Here is a 1,064-nt window from a genome sequence, read left to right as displayed (position 1 = left end):
CGCGCGACTTGGCGATTACGCTCAGCGTCTTCTTCGTTGTGTTTGCGGTCGGCCAGCTCTTCGTCGGGCCGCTCGCCGATGCCTTAGGCCGCAGACCCTTCGTGCTAGGTGGCTTAGCGGTGTTCGTCGCGGGCAGTGTCGTTTGTGCGCTCGCGTCCTCATTATCGATGCTTGTCGCCGGCCGTGCGATCCAGGCAGTGGGCGCCTGCGCCGCCTCCGTGCTGGCCCGAGCTATCGCGCGCGACCTCTTTCAGAGGGAGGAATTGACCCGGGCGCTGGCACTGGTGATGATCGCGATGGCCGCCGCGCCCGGCTTCGCGCCCGCGCTTGGCACGGTGATGACGGCCCTGCTTGGTTGGCGAAGTACATTCTACCTTGTTGCCATCGTGGGCATCCTTGTCGCGCTTCACTATCGCCTCAGCATCGGCGAGACGCTGCCGCCTGATCGACGGCGACCGGCGCGCCTGCTCGCGACTCTCCGCTCCTACGCGGACTTGGCAACTGACGGGCGATTCATCGCGCCCGCAGTCTCGGTCAGCCTCGTGATCGGATGCCTCTACAGCTTCTTCGGCGCCGCGCCGGCAATAATGATGACCGGGATGGGAGTGAGCGCAGGGGGGATGAGCCTATTCTTCGCCGCGACCGTTTTCATTGTGTTCGGTAGCGGCCTGCTAACTGCCAAGCTCGCGCGGCGCTTCGGTGCCGCCCAGGTTGGCATGGCGGGCACTCTCATGGCGGTCGTAAGCGGGCTGTGGCTGCTCTCGCAGGCCGGTGCGGCTAATCCTGTGCCGTTCATGGCCGCAGTGACGCTGTTCCTGGCAGGCATGGGACTCGTCAACCCGATCGGCACGGCGATCGCCCTTGAGCCATTCGGCGACCGCGCCGGCGCCGCCTCGGCCCTCCTCGGGTTTTTGCAAATGGGGTGCGCGGCAATCGGCACGAGCCTCGTCGGCGTCCTGCCGCTGTCCCCTGCCGGATCGTTCGCCTGGATTACCGCCGTCAGCGCCGCACTCGCGGCGGGATCTTTCGCCCGCGTGACCATTGCTAAAGCGAAGGCGAATTAA

General features: G+C 66.0%; 1 protein-coding gene. It reads left to right on the top strand.

The window, feature by feature from the left end; genetic code table 11:
* On the top strand, positions 1 to 1,064 hold a 1,064-nt coding region (locus DDE10_RS23130), incomplete at its 5' end, for a multidrug effflux MFS transporter (RefSeq protein WP_162806818.1).

Origin of the sequence: Sphingosinicella terrae (assembly GCF_003347635.1) — a bacterium.
Classification (GTDB): Bacteria; Pseudomonadota; Alphaproteobacteria; order Sphingomonadales; family Sphingomonadaceae; genus Allosphingosinicella; species Allosphingosinicella terrae.
This window is presented reverse-complemented; position numbering and strand designations above follow the sequence as displayed.